The sequence below is a fragment of the Wolbachia endosymbiont (group A) of Gastracanthus pulcherrimus genome, assembly GCF_964028265.1.
GTDB lineage: Bacteria > Pseudomonadota > Alphaproteobacteria > Rickettsiales > Anaplasmataceae > Wolbachia > Wolbachia pipientis.
Genome location: NZ_OZ034763.1, coordinates 442,382 through 459,234, shown reverse-complemented (window position 1 = coordinate 459,234; position 16,853 = coordinate 442,382). Strand labels below are relative to the sequence as shown.

The 16,853-nt window shown below is 34.6% G+C and carries 11 protein-coding genes and 1 pseudogene; 9 read left to right on the top strand and 3 right to left on the bottom strand.

The features are described from left to right. The first annotated feature begins 231 nt into the window (after positions 1-231). Positions 232-969, top strand: coding sequence for a glutamine synthetase (locus ABWU47_RS02415; protein WP_006279775.1), 738 nt, complete (start codon positions 232-234; stop codon positions 967-969). Positions 970-978: 9 nt separating this feature from the next. Here the strand turns inward: ABWU47_RS02415 and ABWU47_RS02410 are convergent, their stop codons facing one another. Beyond that, a complete protein-coding gene (locus tag ABWU47_RS02410; protein ID WP_077188464.1) occupies positions 979-1,602 on the bottom strand; it encodes a hypothetical protein in 624 nt (207 codons plus the stop codon). Between the two features lie 175 nt (positions 1,603-1,777). On the opposite strand from ABWU47_RS02410, the gene ABWU47_RS02405 reads away from it, so the two are divergent. The 5 genes from ABWU47_RS02405 to ubiA all read left to right on the top strand — a co-directional run bounded on the left by ABWU47_RS02405 (position 1,778) and on the right by ubiA (position 10,106). Further along, positions 1,778-4,843: an efflux RND transporter permease subunit gene (locus ABWU47_RS02405; RefSeq protein ID WP_353285743.1), complete on the top strand. Its 3,066-nt coding sequence runs from the start codon at positions 1,778-1,780 to the stop codon at positions 4,841-4,843. A gap of 88 nt (positions 4,844-4,931) precedes the next feature. After that, a complete protein-coding gene (nusA, locus tag ABWU47_RS02400) occupies positions 4,932-6,503 on the top strand; it encodes a transcription termination factor NusA (RefSeq protein WP_006279771.1) in 1,572 nt (523 codons plus the stop codon). Between the two features lie 9 nt (positions 6,504-6,512). Beyond that, positions 6,513-8,837: a translation initiation factor IF-2 gene (gene infB / locus ABWU47_RS02395; RefSeq protein ID WP_341810482.1), complete on the top strand. Its 2,325-nt coding sequence runs from the start codon at positions 6,513-6,515 to the stop codon at positions 8,835-8,837. Between the two features lie 9 nt (positions 8,838-8,846). Further along, a complete protein-coding gene (locus tag ABWU47_RS02390; protein WP_006279769.1) occupies positions 8,847-9,245 on the top strand; it encodes a ribosome-binding factor A in 399 nt (132 codons plus the stop codon). A gap of 3 nt (positions 9,246-9,248) precedes the next feature. Further along, positions 9,249-10,106 carry a 4-hydroxybenzoate octaprenyltransferase gene (gene ubiA / locus ABWU47_RS02385; protein ID WP_077188461.1) on the top strand — a complete coding sequence of 286 codons (858 nt, stop codon included), beginning with the start codon at positions 9,249-9,251 and terminating at the stop codon, positions 10,104-10,106. 789 nt (positions 10,107-10,895) lie between these two features. Here ubiA and ABWU47_RS02380 read toward each other — a convergent pair. Together ABWU47_RS02380 and ABWU47_RS02375 are read right to left on the bottom strand one after the other, a co-directional pair. Continuing rightward, positions 10,896-12,374: a UbiD family decarboxylase gene (locus tag ABWU47_RS02380; RefSeq protein WP_077188460.1), complete on the bottom strand. Its 1,479-nt coding sequence runs from the start codon at positions 12,372-12,374 to the stop codon at positions 10,896-10,898. A gap of 47 nt (positions 12,375-12,421) precedes the next feature. Continuing rightward, complete coding sequence (locus ABWU47_RS02375; protein ID WP_077188459.1) at positions 12,422-14,302, bottom strand: DUF3857 domain-containing protein; 1,881 nt, start codon at positions 14,300-14,302, stop codon at positions 12,422-12,424. A gap of 426 nt (positions 14,303-14,728) precedes the next feature. Here ABWU47_RS02375 and ABWU47_RS02370 point away from each other — a divergent pair, with 426 nt between their 5' ends. The 3 genes and pseudogenes from ABWU47_RS02370 (at position 14,729) to ABWU47_RS02360 (ending at position 16,853) form a co-directional block, all read left to right on the top strand. After that, positions 14,729-15,487: a DsbA family protein gene (locus ABWU47_RS02370; protein ID WP_353285742.1), complete on the top strand. Its 759-nt coding sequence runs from the start codon at positions 14,729-14,731 to the stop codon at positions 15,485-15,487. A 190-nt stretch (positions 15,488-15,677) separates the two neighbouring features. Beyond that, positions 15,678-15,758: pseudogene (locus ABWU47_RS02365) on the top strand (TIGR02217 family protein); the annotation flags it as partial. Positions 15,759-15,841: 83 nt separating this feature from the next. Beyond that, a protein-coding gene (locus ABWU47_RS02360; protein WP_410530061.1) for an IS630 family transposase occupies positions 15,842-16,853 on the top strand; the annotation gives its coding sequence in 2 pieces (ribosomal slippage) (positions 15,842-16,321 and positions 16,323-16,853; 1,011 coding nt in all).

Sequence of the window (16,853 nt, the reverse complement as noted above, 5' to 3'; positions counted from 1 at the left end):
AAATTATGGTGATTTTTTGATGGGTTGTAAAGGGTATAAAAACATTAAAATTGATCATTTTTATTTCAAAAAAATGAAAAATTTGTAAATGTCGCTTGTATCGAGGATTAGAAGCATGCTATTAAAAACAGTAATACATTATGTATAAATAAGATGTTAAATTTACTGGCAAATAAGTAAAGTATTCATATAAGTATAGCTAACCTAATATAGATTTACTGAAGCAAATTTATGATTATATTAAGTAATTTGAGTTGTTATGCTGTATTCGGTATTGAACTAGAGTTTTACATTGAAGGAATAGAAAAAGAATACTTATTTCTGAATAGCATCAAAAATAAAATAGCATCTCTTGAATTTTCTTGCGAGAAGGAGAATTCTACACATCAGTATGAGATAAAAAGTGGTTGTTATACGAACTCCGACAATTTAATTAAGCATTTTGAGTTAGCAAAACAATCACTTACTGAAACAGCACAAAAACTAGGTGGGAATATTTCTTTTAAAGCAAAGCCCTATTTGGATAGAGCAGGCAGTGCATTAAATGTGCATGTTAATCTCGTGAATTCAAATAACGATAACTTATTTTATATCAATGAGCAAAAGTACAGTGACTATCTGATTCATAGTATTGGTGGATTATGTGCAATGATGAAAAAACATATGTTGTTTTTTGCTCCAAATGATGATTCATATTTAAGATTTCAGTACCCGGATATTCACACTCCAACTACGATTAGTTGGGGAATAAATAACAGAACTGCTGCAATAAGAATTCCCTATTTTGGCAACGATTCCAAAAGATGCCGCCTAGAGCACCGTGTTCCTGGAGCAGATTGCAACCTTGAAAAAGTACTCACAGCAATAATTGAAGGTATAGTTTTTGGTATAGAGAACAAAATTGCTCCGCCAAATAGAGTGTATGGCATTGCATCTGATCCTCAATATAAGATGGAGAGTTTGATATAGCAACTACATCTAAAACCCTAACCCGTTAAATGGCTGTTGGATAATTGGCTGTTTTAGCACTTCCCTCACATCATTATTTACATTCCCGCACTGTAATAGCCACTCTGCAGGAGATAGTTTTCTCTCAGGTTTAGATTCTATACTAATATTTGCACTTGGTCTTTCAGGAAGTAGATTACCAAGCGCATCCATGTGTTTAGGTAAAGGTTCCATAACAATATTTGTAGCACTAGAAACGGAATGACTATCTTTAGTATCAGCGCTTTTAGAAAGTGAATTACCTTTGAAATCCATATGTTTAGGTAGTCCATTTTTCATTTCTTCTTCTGCTCTTTTATTTTTTAATTCTTCTTCTAGCTCAGTTTCAGTTCTTTTTGGTTCTTTTACGGTATCTTTTTCTTCACCTTCATCTTCTGAAACTTTATCTCCTGAAACACGAGTAATTTCAGCTTTAGTTCTTATTTTATGAATCAGCGAAAGTAATAAGTAAGTAACTGCAGCAGCAGAAACGATAATGGCTATCTTTGCGGCAATGTGGATTGCTGTTAAAAATATTAAAGCTGATAAAGCTCCAGCTAATCCAGACACAATAACTTTATTTTTGCCTTTTGTTACATTTAGAATTGCCACCATAACAACCTCTCAAATACTGTTCTAGAATTATTATACAGGAATTTTCTTATACTTGCAACTTTGCGAAAATTTTTATTATTTGCATAAAGTTTTAAAGCTACACAAGGATTAATTAATATGCAATGTATCTCGACTATAATATTGTACAAACACACATATTCAGCTAACATTCAACATGCAGAGCTTACTCATAGAGCGAAACAGGGCGGTGGTATTATTACTTATAGTAATTTTTATCTTCGGTTCATACGTTTATGTAAAAATGCCAAGGGAAAGCAATCCTGATATACAGATTCCTATAATCAGCGTGTTTGTTGGACTTCCTGGGATTTCTGCTCAAGATAGTGAAAAGCTATTAGTGCTTCCTATAGAAAATGAACTAAGATCCATCGAAGGTGTAAGAGAATTGAGAGCTTTTGCAACTAATGATGGTGCTCACATGATACTCGAATTTGGAACAGAGTATGATAATAAAGAAGTGCTCGATAATGTCCGTTCAAAGCTTTCAAACATAAAATCGAAGTTACCTGTTGAAGCGGAATCTCCAATAATAAATGAAATAAACTTGAGTCTATTTCCCATATTAAATGTTGGCTTAATTGGTAATCTGCCAGAAAGAGCCTTAACTGAAATAGCACGCAAGTTAAAGAAAGAAATAGAATCTCTGCCAAATGTTCTCAAAGTTGAAGTGGCAGGTATTCGTAAAGAAACAGTGGAAGTTATAATTGAGCCCACAGTTCTAACAAAATATAACATTCAATCAAACGAAATATTCCAAGCTATATCAAGCAATAATAGACTAGTGGGAGCTGGGTCACTGGCCGGTAAATATTCGATTAAAATATCAGGGTTATTAAAAGATATAGAAGATATTATGAATATTCCTATTAGATCTCAAGGCGATGCAGTTTTGAGAATCAAAGATATAGCAAAAGTATACCCTAGGTTTGAGGATCACCAAGGATTTGCTCGCATTAATGGATTACCTAGTGTCATGCTAGAAATTTCAAAACGTAACGGAAAAAACATAATAGACACAGTAAATCAAGTAAAATACTTAATGGATAAGGCAAAAGATCAATTACCTGAAAATTTAAAAGTGGTGTACTTAAACGACCAGTCAAAAAACGTCCGCGATGTGCTTGATGACTTGGAAAACGGCATAATATTTGCTGTGTTGTTAATATTGATCATAATGATGCTTTCTATGGGAACAAGGATTGCTATTCTTGTGGCACTCTCGATACCCGGTTCCTTTCTCATTGGGATAATAGCTCTTTACTTTATGGGTATAACCTTAAATATCGTTGTGCTCTTCAGTTTAATTATGGCTGTTGGCATGCTGGTTGATGATGCAATTGTGATCAGCGAATATGCCGATAGAAAGATGATCTGCGGAATGGATAAAGTAGAAGCTTTTTACACTTCAGTTCGTGATATGTTTTATCCGGTTCTATCATCAACGTTAACTAAATTAGCAGTGTTTTTTCCTCTATTATTCTGGCCTGATACTGTTGGTAAATTCATGCAGTACATACCAATTACAATAATTCTAACTTTGACTGGATCGCTCATTATGGCTTTGGTTTTTATACCAACACTTGGTGCAATATTTGGTAAGCCTTCGATAACTTCAAAAAAAGAAATAAAAAAAATGAGTGCTATAGAAAGTGGTGAAATAAAAAATGCTGGGCCTATAATAAGAGCTTACGTACGCATGCTAGAGAAGGTTTTGGATAATCCTAAAAAATTCGTATGTGCTACTGTATTCGTTTTGTTTTCATTTAGTGTGCTGTACTTTACTTTTGGTCCTGGAGTAAAGTTTTTTCCGAAAGTGGATTCAGATAATATTTTAATCAGTGTTAAAGCAAAAGAAAGCTTATCAGCCAAAGAACGAGATCTGATACTCAAAGAAGTGGAAGAACGCATTTTGAGCATTGAAAAAGAAATTCATGTTTCTTATGCTAGATCAGGAGCATTTTCAGACAACGTTATCGCCAGAATACAACTAGAACTTATGGATTGGCGCTTCAGGCGCAAAGCTAAGCACATACTAAATGATATAAGGAGCAGTGTGCAAGACATGAAAGGAATAATAATTAATGTTCAAGAGGAAAAGCCAGGACCGTCGGCTGACAAGCCAATACAAATTAACCTCAGCGGGAGTGTATCCAGTTTGAATTTAGCAGCAGAGAAAATTCTAGAAATTATGAACCAACCTTCATCCGGGTTTATAAATATTCAAGATAGCAGATCAGCACCTGAAATAGAGTGGAATATGAGTGTTGATAAGAGTAAGGCTACAAGCTCTGAAGTAAGTGTTGCAACCATTGGCGATTTTATAAAGATGGTTACAAATGGAGTGTTGATTGGAAAATATAGACCAAATAACACGGATGAAGAAATCGATATTGTACTCCGTTTCCCTGGAAAGGATCGCAACATGAAGACTATAGACAATTTTTTTATCAATACAGTTAATGGCCCGTATCCTATGAGCAATATAGTAAAATATGCTCCCGAAAAAAAGGTAAACAAACTAAACAGGATTGATGGATTACGCATAGTGACAATCTCTGCTGACGTTGATACTGGCTATCTTGTTGATGAAAGAGTAAAGTTCATTCAGAATTCTATTGCCCAGGATTGGGACAAGGGAGTAAAAATTGATTTTAAAGGCGACAAAGAAGATCAACAAAAATCAGGAGCATTTTTGTTAAAGGCTTTTATATTAGCGATTACACTAATGATATTGGTATTAGTGACACAGTTTAATAATGTATACCATACATTTATCGTAATGACAGCAGTGTTTTTATCCACAACATGTGTGTTTTTTGTTTTCTTTCTTATCCAACAAGTTTTCGTAGTTGTTATGTGTGGAGTGGGGATAATTGCTTTGGCGGGAATTATAGTGAATAATAACATACTATTACTTGATGCCTTTCATCACCAAATTAAGGTACACAAAAATGACATCAAGCGATGTGTAATAAACGCTGCAATTTCTCGCGTTAGGCCAATATTGCTTACCGTTGCAACCACAGTTCTTGGTTTAATACCGATGATTACCAGGTTAAATATCAATTTTTTTACGCTACAAATCACATATGATGCTCCATCAAGCCAGTGGTGGGTTGACATTTCAACAACCATAGCAAGTGGAATATTGGTTGCAACGGTTTTAACTTTATTCTTTACTCCTGCGTTGCTTGTTATACAAAGACATGAAAAAACTTGACTTAAATTAGCAATCATTTAACATTTAAGATAGTGTTCTTTGCCCGTTGGAGCTATAATTATAACTAATTACATTGGATTTATTTATTATGATTGCTAATCGTAAAAGCAGTGTTAAGCAGAAAAGTAACAAGAATAACATAGTTGGAAGCCTTGATGTAATAAAAACAGCAGGAGAGCTTTCACTTCAAAAAGGTTTAGATTTTGATGTTGTAATAAAGGCACTAGAAAGTGCTATAGAAGCAGTGGCTTATCAAAAATATGGTAGCAAAAGTAAAATTGTAGTTAATATAGATAGAAACACAGGCAAAGTTACTTCATACAGAAAACTAAAAGTTATTGATGACGAATCAAATAGAGAAGAGAATACTGAGTATGAATCAATTACGCTGACACAAGCTAAATTAATAAAAGAAGATGCAAAAATTGGAGATACTGTTAGTGAATTACTCTCTCTTAACACTGATCTTGCTTCAGCAAGAATTGCCCAGCAAAAAATTGCTCAAATAATTAAAGATGAAGAGTCAAAAAAGCAATATGAGGAATTTAAAGATAAGGTGGGAGAAATAAGGTATGGTATTGTTAAACAAGTAGAATATTCAGATCTTATTATAGACATAAATGGCACTAAGGCATATCTTCCATTACGAAATTTAACCGGTGGTGAATCATTTCGTGAAGGCGATAAAGTTAAAACTTATATACAGACTGTTAAGCGCTCTGATGATGGACGTCAAATTATTCTTTCTAGGACTCATGAAGGCTTTTTAGAGGCATTATTAAATCAAGAAATACCAGAAATTGCTGATGGGTTAGTAACAATTAAAGGTATAGCTAGAGACGCCGGCTCAAGGTCTAAGGTTGCTGTTTTCTCTCCTGACAAGAACATTGATCCAGTAGGTGCTTGTGTTGGAGTTAAGGGAGATAGAATAAAAACCATTATACACGAATTAAATGGTGAAAAAATTGACGTTATAAATTACTCCTCAGATTTGGGTCAATTTGTTATTAAAGCCATTACTCCTGCAGAAGTATCGAAGGTTATTATTGATGAAAATGAAAATTGCATAGAATTAATAGTTGCTGAAGATCAATTGAGTTTAGCTATAGGAAAAAAGGGCCAGAATGTAAGATTAGCTTCAGAGCTTGTTGGATGGAAAATTGAGATATTAAGCACTCAGCAAGAATCAGAAAGGCGAAGTAAAGAACTTAGTCAATGTTCAGCTTTATTTGCTGAAGCTTTAAACTTAGAAGAGATTATGGGTCAGCTATTGGTGACAGAAGGTTTTTCAAGCGTAGAAGATATATCCAGCGCTTCAATTAAAGAGCTTGCTTCAATAGAGGGCTTTAATGAGGATATTGCAAACGAACTTCACAATAGAGCAAACAAGTATCTGAAAGCAGAAAATGATAGAAAAATAGAAGAGCTAAAAAGTCTAGGTATGGAAGATGATGTAATCAATTTAACTTTATCAATAGACAATAAAATTGCTCTTAGTAAACATGATATTAAGACTTTAGAGGACATAGCAGATTTATCAAGTTATGAGTTTTGCAGCATACTCTCTTCCTCAGCTGATAATAAGATGAATTCAGAAAATCTAAAAGATACAGTAGACTCAATAATCATAGAAGCACGTAAAAAGCTTGGGTTAATATAATAAAATAATATGAATAATGAAGATATCAGTAATAAAAAATTAACGCTCCAAGGCTTAAGCAAGCTTAAATTAGACCTCAATTTAAACTCTTCAACTAGCCCAAGTACTGGAGCTACAATAGTAAAAAAAAGAAGAAAAAAATCTCATGATGCAGAAGAACATAATTTATTTGACGAGAGTAAATTAGGTTCTCTAACAGAGAAAGAACAAATTTTCCGCATTAATGCTGTGCAGAATGCTGCTTTGCTGAAAGAAAAAAATCAGAGAGAAGAAAAAGAGAAAACAGCAAAAGAAGACAGCAATAAAGAGATTGACGAGAAAAATGAAGCGGACACTTTATCTAAAGAAATAAATAAGCAAGTTTTAAGTGATACTCACTTAGTTGAACTAAAAGAAGATAATATTGACTATGAGGGCGACGATAAAAAGTCTTCTAAAGTCAACAAAGATATATATTCTAAGCATTCTAAACTGGTAATTGCACAGGCAATAGATGAAAAAACTGAACAACCCCCTGTATTTAAGCAAAGATTTGGTATAAGAAGTAGAAAGTCAAAGTTTACCAAGGGTAAAAATATATCAAGAGAAGTTATTATACCAGACAAAATAACTATCAGGGAGTTATCTATTCGCATGGCAGAAGATAGCAAGAGTGTGCTAAAAATGTTCAAAGAAGAAGTCGGTGAGAGTTATAGAGTAGATGATCTGGTGGATCCAGATATAGCATGTGAAATAGTGGAAAAATTTAATCATATGGCTAAACGAGTGAGCGATACCAACAGAGAAAAAGATTTATTTTTTATAGAAGGCAGAGAAAGCCTGCCTAAAAAACCTAAACCACCAATCGTCACTTTTATGGGACACGTCGATCATGGTAAAACCTCATTGCTCGATGCATTTCGTGAATCTAATGTTGCAGAAAGAGAGTCAGGTGGCATAACTCAACACATAGGTGCTTATCAAATAACGACAAAAGATAAGCAAAAAATTACCTTTATTGATACACCAGGACATGAAGCGTTCACTGCGATGCGTGCACGTGGTGCCAATATTACTAATATAGTTGTAATAGTAGTTGCAGCTGACGATGGAATCATGAAACAAACAGTTGAAGCAATAAATCATGCAAAAGCAGCAAATGTTTCCATTATAGTTGCTATTAATAAAATTGATAAATCTGAGCCTGGTGATGTAGAAAAAATAATTAATAGTTTGCCTCAATATGATCTCATCCCTGAAGGGCTTGGTGGTGATGTTATGATTGTGCCAGTATCAGCAAAAAAGAAAACTAATTTAGATAAACTAGAAGAGACGATTTTGTTAATCGCTGAATTAATGAAGCTAGAAGCAATAGAAGATTGTCGAGCACTTGGATGGGTAATAGAATCCAAAATAGATAAAGCGAAAGGAATATCAGCCACATTGATAGTTGAGGAAGGAACGTTAAAGGTTGGTGATATATTGGTAGTTGGTACAACATACAGCAAAGTACGTAGTATGGTTAATCACCTCGGTCAAAGAGAAAAAGCAGCACTACCCTCCGCTCCAATTGAAATTACTGGTCTAAATGGTGTGCCAAATGCTGGAGATAAATTTGTTGTTATAAATTCTGAAAAGCAGGCGCGTGAAATTGTTGAATACAGGCTAGAGTTAATCAAGAAAAAGAAAGAAGATTTGGGCGACAATAATTTAGATATATTCAGTCGTAATAACAGCGAAACAGAAGAACTATCTGTAGTTTTAAAGTGCGATGTAACTGGTTCTATTGAAGCAATATCAAGTTCAATTGATAAACTCGGTAAAGACCAAGTGAAATTAAATATCCTACACAAAGCAGTAGGAGGGATAACAGATTCAGATGTGCTGCTTGCAGAAGCATCAAGTGCAGTAATTTTAGCTTTTAATGTAAAAGTGGATTCAAAAATAAGGGACTTGGCAAAACAAAAAGGTGTAGAAATACATACTTATAACATAATATACGAGCTCATTGACGACATGAGAATGTATTTAACTAAAATGTTAAAGCCTGTTACACGAGAGGTTCGTGTTGGCTTTGCATCTGTGAGGCAAATATTTAACGTATCTAAAGCTGGTAATATCATTGGATGTTACGTAAGTGATGGAGTCATAAGAAAAGATTCTTTAATTAAGGTAATGCGTGGTGGCAAATTGGTGCATGAAGGAAAGTTAAAAGCACTACGTAGATTTAAAGATGATGTTAAAGAAGTAGGTGTAAACTTTGAATGCGGAGTATCACTAGAGGGTAATATCGATATTAAAGTTGGAGATATTTTAGAAGCTTATCAATTAGTGCAAGAAGAAAGGGTATTATAGTAGCTGGATATGAAAAAGGAAATTAGAAACCTAAAAATAGCATCGGTATTGCATAGAGCGATATCAAGAGTCCTAATGGAAGGTAAGGTGTTCAATAAAAATGTAGCGGTATCTGACGTAAAATTAAGTAAAGATTTGAAAAAAGCAGATGTATATATTGTGTTATCTTCATTGAATATTCAAGTAGCTGACTACTTAGATCCAGAAAAAAGACGCACTGGGGATCCTTCTGAGAATAATTGTGATATTAATACTGTTGTTAATGAAATGAACCAATCTGCATGGTCAATACGTAAATCTATATTGTGTTATGTTGATTTGCGATTTATACCTGAACTAGTTTTCAAGCCTGACTTAGCGTTCGATAATTTTGTTAATGTAAGCAAAATATTACATAATCACACTTAATTAATGCATTTCAATCGTTACTTTTCATTAATGAGGTTGCACAGTTTAACGGGTTTGTGGCTTGTGCTATTTCCCAGTTTGAGCGGTATTCTTTTAGCCTCAACTTCTCTATCGTATCAGGTTCTTTTTCTCCTTGTTTTGTTTACTATAGGTGCATTTTTAATGAGACCCGCAGGGTGCATAATCAATGACATTTTCGATAGGGAAATAGATGCGCACGTTGAACGAACAAAATATAGGCCACTTGCAAGTGGTGCATTAAACATAAAGCAGGCTTTAGCTTTACTTTCACTGTTACTGTCTATTGCCCTGGTAATCTTATTATTAACTAATAAAACTACACTCATACTTGGAATAATCTCAATGTGTATGATAGCTACTTACCCTTTATTAAAGCGGTATGTTTGGTGGCCACAATTGTTCTTAGGGTTTACCTTCAATATGGGATCGCTCATGGGCTCAGCAGCAATAACAAACCAGATCAGTATAGAATCCTTGCTGTTTTATATAGGATGCGTCTTTTGGACACTTAGCTATGACACCATATACGCCCATCAAGATAAAAAAGATGATGAAAAACTCGGGATGAAATCTACCGCATTATATTTTGGTGATACAACAAAATCTTGGTTGAAAAGATTTTATTTAATATCTCTTATGACGTGGCTATATGCTGGTATTTTATCATCATTAAATAACATTTTTTATATTGCTCTACTTGCTGTAGGGTTCATATTTCACCGCCAATACAAAAATTTCAATCCTGACGATCCCAGTCAATGCATGTCCATATTTAAAAATAACTCCTACGTAGGGTTGCTGCTCTTTTTCGGCATTCTTTTAGATAGAATTATCACCTAGGTCTCAAGAGTTTCGGCTCTAATGAAATCAATAGACTCAGGTAGCCCGCAGAAACAAAAAAACTTGCTTGACAAACTCCGCCAGCCCTCTTATCATGAAACTGAAGCTGTTGTATTTGCTTTCGCCAATCTGCAGATTAAAAGGTAAGGATTACTTAATGTATCGGCGTCTTATGTTCAATTTTTTGCAGTATATAGATACTGTATGTCTTTACAAAACTTCATCTACATCTAGATTCTTATCTAAATAAGCTGAACGCGCTTATAAAGCGTTACAAGACATCAAAAAATGCCAATACTCGACAGAGATAGTAAAAGACTAGCTAACTCGGGGATTCTTTGTCTTTTTTTCTGCTTAGTAAATTTCTTAAACATTTGCAGCGTAAGTTAGTTGCAATTAAAAGCGGCTGAATCTCGCTTGTCAAGCGTTTAAAACATAAAAAACGCCAATATTTTAAAGCGGATAATAACCCCAGGGCTTCTTTTGCCTTTTTTTTCATTTGGTAAATTTCTTAATATTTACAGCTAAACAACAACCGTCATCCCTAAGTATCCCGCTGCTTGTTAGCGGCTGAGATACCGCGAATGAATCGCGGTATGACGGTTCGCGGCAGGATGACGATAAGCTCGTCATCCCACTACTTGTTAGCGGCTAAGAGATACCGCGGCGGTATAGCTATAGGATGACAAAAAAAGGGCACTGTGACGAACTTAAATCACAATTATCAGTTAATGCTAATTACGGCATTATAAAAAACGCCAAACTTTTTTCTGCTTTTATGCAAGAAGTCTAGTCCATATATTCCTCCCACTTTTCCGTGACTTTTCTTACTATTTCCTCACTCATTTTAATTTTCTTTCCCCATTCTCGTTTGGTTTCAGGCGGGATTTTATTTGTCGCATCAAATCCCATTTTACCTCCAAGTCCACTTTCAGGGGAAGCAAAGTCTAAATAATCAATAGGTACACTTTCTATCATGATTGTATCACGCACAGGGTCCATCCTCGTTGACATTGCCCACATTACTTCCTTCCAATCACGTACATTTATATCATTATCAACAACGATAATAAACTTCGTGTATAAAAACTGCTTTAGAAAAGAAAGTATGCCCATAACAATTCTTTTTGCCTGCCCTGGATAGGATTTTTTTATCGACACTACCGCTATTCTATATGAGCAACCTTCCGGCGGCAGATAAAAGTCCACTATCTCTGGAAATTGATTAATAAGAATGGGCACAAAAATTTCATTGAGTGCTTCACCAAGAATCGATGGTTCATCAGGTGGCTTGCCAGTGAAAGTGCTGAGATAAATTGGATTTTTGCGCATAGTAATTGCAGTAATATTAAACTCAGGAAATTGCTCAACAGAATTATAGTAGCCAGTGTGGTCTCCGTATGGCCCTTCGTCTTGATAGCTATCCAAACTCACATAGCCTTCCAGAACGATTTCCGCGTGAGCTGGTACTTGAAGTGGAACAGTCTTACAATTTACAAGCTCAAGCGGCTTCTTTCGCAGTAGTCCAGCAAATTGGTATTCTGACAATGTTTCTGGCACTGGAGTTACCGCAGCAATAATCGTTGCAGGATCACTACCAATCACAGCAGCAGCAGGAAATTTCATATTTTGTTCCTTCTCTTTCCATCGTTTGTGGTGACCTGCACCACCACGATGTGCAAGCCAACGCATTAGTGTTGTTTTTTTATCTATAACCTGCATACGATATATTCCAAGATTAAAATTATCTTGCTTTTCTTTCGTGGGTCCTTTCGTTACCACAATTGGCCAGGTAATAAGTGGTGCAGGTTCATTTGGCCAGCATGTTTGAATGGGCAGTAGACTTAGGTCCACTTCATCTCCGGTTAGCACTACCTCTTGACATGGAGCCTTGCTCACGACTTTACTTCGCATCGATAACACGACTTTCAACAAAGGAAACATTTTTATAGCATCTTTAAAGTTTTTTGGCGGCTCAGGTGATTGCAAAAATGCTAAAAGTTTACCAAGATCTCTTAGCTCACCAGGATTTATGTTCAGTCCCAAGGCAATTCTTTCAATAGTACCGAATAAATTCACTAAAACTGGAATCGAATTTTTGCCGTTTTCTGTGACAACATTTTCAAAGATGATAGCTGGTCCTTTGTTTGACAAAACTCTGCGGTGAATTTCTGTCATTTCAAGAACAGTTGAAACCTCCTCCTTAATCCTAATCAGATCTTTTTTTTCCTCTAAGGCTTTAATGAAGTCACGTAAGTTGTTGTACATATTTTAAAGATTTTAAGTCTTTTAAGAAGTGTTTTTCCCAGCACAACCTATTCACTTATTATTATAGAGGCTCTAGAAAAATTATTCTCCAGCTCGCTTTTTAAGTTTTTATATTCAGTAGTGTTTAACTCTTCATTGGTAATAAAGCTTTTCTGTATAGCTACTATATCATTTAATTCTGTGCTGCCATTTTGATGTTTACATGACCTATTTACATATAACCATGGAGAATTTATTTCAAAATTCAATTCTGCACAGTTTTTAATCGCAATGTCTTTTATTACCGTATGCGTTTCACGAGTATGAGGAGTACCTATAAAAATGTCTGACACTTGGTCAGAAACTGTATTTACGACACCATTAAGCAAATTATTTTTTAAAGTTAAAACAAGTCCTAGGTTCGTCCTAAAAACTTTATTTTTTTGTTGTAATTCATACTTAATTGTAAGATCCTCTACATTACGCGAAGTAAGATCAGGCAATTCTAAGAATTTCTTTTCTTTTTCATTAAGATATACCCCACTAATTATATAAAAAACAGAATCTCTTAACTGCTCGTTTGAGTAATATAATCCAGCACTTGCTAAGCTCATAGCTGACTCCCCTTGCATAGTAAGCTGACCACGTTCGTTTACAACATTATCTTGTATAGTTAATTCACTATGGGATATAATTTTTGAATTTTCAGCTTGTACAGCAGGAATTTTTGTGTAGCTAACTTCTTTAGAATCCAATACTAAAGCAACTTTGTCAGCAACATCTGGAAAAATACCTTGTGCCATACTAACCTTATTAGTCGGATCAATCCAATATATTTTTCCACCTTTATTTGTTACTCTGAGCATCGTATGATTAAAATTACCCAGATTAGGTAATGCTTCGGAATTAGGAATGCTAGTAATTCCTCTCATAACTAGAGTAGGTTGAACTCTGTAACCAAGTTTTTGTAAAATAGCAGCCGTACTAACAGAAAAATCCTTACAATCTCCAGTTTGATAATCAGCAATTTTCTCTAAATCTCTTGGAAAAAATCGTCCTGACACTGTACGCCAATCTCCCGTGTATTGAATTTTCTCATTCAACAAAGAAGTAACAACGTTAATTTTCTCTTCATCAGTACTCTCATTGGCAGCAGATTCTGCTATGGCCGTAAAAATTGTAGGAAGTGGCTGAGTAATGACGTTATAATATCCAGGAGCTAATTTTTTTGCTAAATCCTCCCATTTAGATAGGCTTGACAGTGATACCCAAGTATTGTGCTTAAAATTCAATATTCCATTATGTGGCTCATTTATCAAACCTTCATAAATTGCCTTTTTTAAAGTAATGCTTATAGAATGTACACCATTCTTTTTCTCCTCAGCGATCTTTAATACGTTTCTTGGATCATTCACTCTAATCTCTAGAGGCAACTCAGAATTGATTTTAGTATTCTCTGCTTGAAAATACCGCCCATAATAAGAAAAGTGCAAACCATAAAAATTATCAATAGGAACTTTTTTATGAATTTGTTTATATTTTAGATATACTTCTGCACCAATTGTCATTTTAGGAAATGATATGGTTACTTGCCTTAGCTGATCGAAACCTTGAGGACTAGCCAACGCCTTGTCCTCTATCATGTTTTTAGCGACTACGTATTCCCTCCCATTGTAAGCTGTTTTAGCTTCTAAAATAGTGAGGTCTGCACTATCACCATTATAAATAAGACTGTATGGGGAGAATGCACTACGCCCAGATTCCTTGAGTACTTTTGCTTGGAGTTCTGATTCTAATTCATAAGTACCATCCCCATTAATATTAATGGTACTATTAGAAATTTTGATCTCAATGGGAGCATCTTCATACTTAGTCCACCTTGGTTCAACTGGAGGAGTTATAAAAAACACTAACAATGTTAAGTTAAAAAGAGTTTTTAAAAATTTCATTATGACACTCATATAGAATATTTAAAATTATCGGCATATTGACTGAAAAATTGTTTTATTACACCCACACGACGCGACCATACACTGCAATAAACTCAGCAAATGGGAAAAAGAGAAGCTTACTTCCTAGAATGGCTATTTCCTTTTTTTTACCAATATTTATCGCCGCGTTTGTTAGCATTGTACATGGCAGTTATAAGATAATCAACTACCAAAATGTTTCACCACCCTCATCACCAAGTCTTCTGATGAACTTTGTGGTAATGTGCTTGAGTTTCATTGTACGTAAAGTTTGTACTTGCAGCAAAATTGGCTATAAAATACACTTGATACAAATGTTTTTATGTATTAACATTAGATGCTTCTTTTAATATACAGATAAATGTGTACTAAAAGTTTTATGTTGTAGGTTTTTAAATAAATTGTATGTCTAGGGTATCGTTTTTATTAATTTTAATAATAGCAATAGCAAGCTTGCCGATAATAAATAATTGGCTCTCAAATCGCAGCCAAATGCTAAACGATGATTATATAGGTGAGAAATTAGATAATTATATAAGTAGAAATTTTGATAAGATCATAAAAACTCTCAAAGAGGAGTCGATTAAAAGTAGTTACGCTGCTCGAGATAATGTAACCAAAAGTAAAATTTCACAATACAAGGATCAAATATTTGACCTTACTTATCCTTACTCCGGAAATGAAAATAGTAGTGTTATAGCTGTAGGCTTCCTTGACTATTCTTGTGGACATTGCAAAGCTATAAAGAATGATATAAAGCAGTTAATTAACGACGGCAAAATTAAGTATATCTTTAGGGATGCTCCAATACTTGGTAACGCTTCTTTAAAGGCAGCAAAAAGTGCTTTAGCTGTCTATTTTCTCGATAAAGAAAAATATTTCGATTTTCACCATGCTGCTTTAAGTCACAAAGGAGAATTTTCAGACGAAAGCATATTGGATATAGTGAAAAACATAGGGATTGATGAGGACGATTTTAATGATTCCATAAAAGATAACGCGGACAAAATTGAGCAAATGATAAACAACAGTAGGTTTCTAGTAAGAGATTTGGGAGTAGGTGGTACACCTTTTTTAATAATTGGAGATAGCCTGTTTGTAGGAGCAACTGATTTGAATGTATTACGCAAAAAAGTAGATGAATTAAGTCACAAGCAAGGCTAGTTTCAATTTGCCATAAAATTTTATTTTTTTGCTTGACAACTCAAATGAACCTGAGTATAGCAATTGTGGGTATGACAGCAGTTTAACTCAGTGGTCTCATCCACTTTCCATGGCGTCATTTACTATGTGAAACGCTTTCAAATTACAACATTTTCTTCAACCAAACTATTTTACTTTCTCAGGAGGACATATGTCATTCACAGAAATTAGATTTCCAGAAAATATATCTTATGGTTCCACTGGAGGACCGGAATTTTCCACTGACGTTGTAATACCAATTCCCATTACAGGGCAAACAGATGGACAATGATGGAAGAAAAGCCATACTGAAGTAAGTAAAATAGCGAGGTTTAAATGGCATTAAGATCAAAATTATTGGATGAAAAAGTAGTAGAATCAGCAAAAGAAATGCTGAAGAAAGTAAGGAATAATGCATATGTTTCAAAAAAACTAAATGCTGTAATTGCAGCAAAAAAGTACAGTATAACGGCTGTAGCAAAAATATATTGCATTTCAAGAAGCGCACTAACTTCGTGGGTAAAACTCTTGAAAATTGGCAGAGAAGAAAAACTGTTTGCTCCTTCACAACGTCGTAGAAAAACTAAATTAAATCAGGCTCAACTACAGCAAATTGAAGAGTGGATAGAAGAAAATCCTAATATCACCATTAAAGAAATGAGAATAAGAATCCAGGAAAAGTTCGGATTAAATATCAGCAAATCTACAGTACACCGCCATATGCAAAAGATGAAATTCTCATATATTACACCAAGACCAGTTCATAATGGACAAGATAAAAGCAAACAAGAGGAATTCAAAAAAAAATCTCAATTGAGCTATTAGCAAGTATCCAGAAAAAGAGCTATTTTTCTTTGATGAATCACGGTTTGGCACACATTCAAAAGTTGGACATGGGTGGTTTAAAAAGGGGATTAGAACACAGGTTAAAACAAAATTAGGTAGGCAAAATTTCTATCTCTATAGTGCAGTTAATCCTAGAAATGGAGAGAGTTCTAGCTTATTTGCACCAAATGTCAACACTGATTGCATGAACATATTTCTTGAGCAAATTTCGCAATATCTAGAAACACGAGAGGCTTTTCTCGTTATGGACTGTGCTAGTTGGCATAGGTCAAAAAATTTAAAGGTACCTAAAAATATCGACATTATATACCTACCTCCATACTCACCTGAGCTAAATCCTGTTGAGAGGCTTTGGTTATATATAAAACAGAACATTTTGCGCAATAAAATATACGATACAATTGCTCTACTTGAGGGTGCTTTGTGCAAATTTATTACTTCTCTTGCCAGCTCCACAATTAAACAACTCTGCAATGTTTCCTATTTGACTGGACAACAATGA